At 59.6% G+C, this 649-nt stretch carries 1 protein-coding gene and 1 pseudogene; both read left to right on the plus strand.

The window, feature by feature from the left end:
- Positions 1-417: pseudogene (locus AC1DYI_RS37790) on the plus strand (hypothetical protein); the annotation flags it as partial.
- A gap of 76 nt (positions 418-493) precedes the next feature.
- On the plus strand, positions 494-649 hold a 156-nt coding region (locus AC1DYI_RS37795; RefSeq protein ID WP_477209174.1), incomplete at its 3' end, for a transposase.

Below are 649 nucleotides of genomic sequence, written 5' to 3' on the forward strand. Positions count from 1 at the left end.
CTACTACAGCGCTACTACAGCGTCCCTCCGGGCCTCGAGCATCTATGGGACAACAAGAAGCTGTTTCGGCTTGGCTCAAAGCTGCACGAGGCTTACCAGGTCTGGGCAGCCCGCCTCGGTGATCAGGCCAACGTCAGGACCATCGGTGATCTGCTGGACCGCTATGCGCTGGAGGTCATTCCGAAGAAGGCTGCAGCGAGCCAGATCAGCAACCAGAACCAGTTGAAGAAGATTCGTGAAGTCTTCGGAACCATGCCGCTCCTTCCCTTCCGACCGCAACTGGTCTACCAGTACGTGGATGCACGCAGCAAGAAGAAGGTAGACCCCAAGACGGGCAAGGCAACGGGTGGCAGGATCTCTGCACATCGCGAGATCGAGCTCCTCTCCCACGCCTACACCAAGGCGGTTGAATGGTAAGCGTCCGGCGAACCCGTCTTGAATGAGGGGGTCGCAGCGATAACGATCGTGTCCACGTACGAGATAAGTGGACACGATGACAAGCGAGAAGACAGCGACTCKGAAGCGCTACAGCAGGGAGCTCAAGGCGCAGATCAGGGCCGAGTGCGATGCGCCGGGCGCGTCGGTGGCCAAGGTGGCGATGTCGCATGGCATCAATGCCAACATCGTGCACGGCTGGCGCAAACAGGCC

It is taken from the genome of Ideonella sp. P3_A4, from assembly GCF_056403075.1.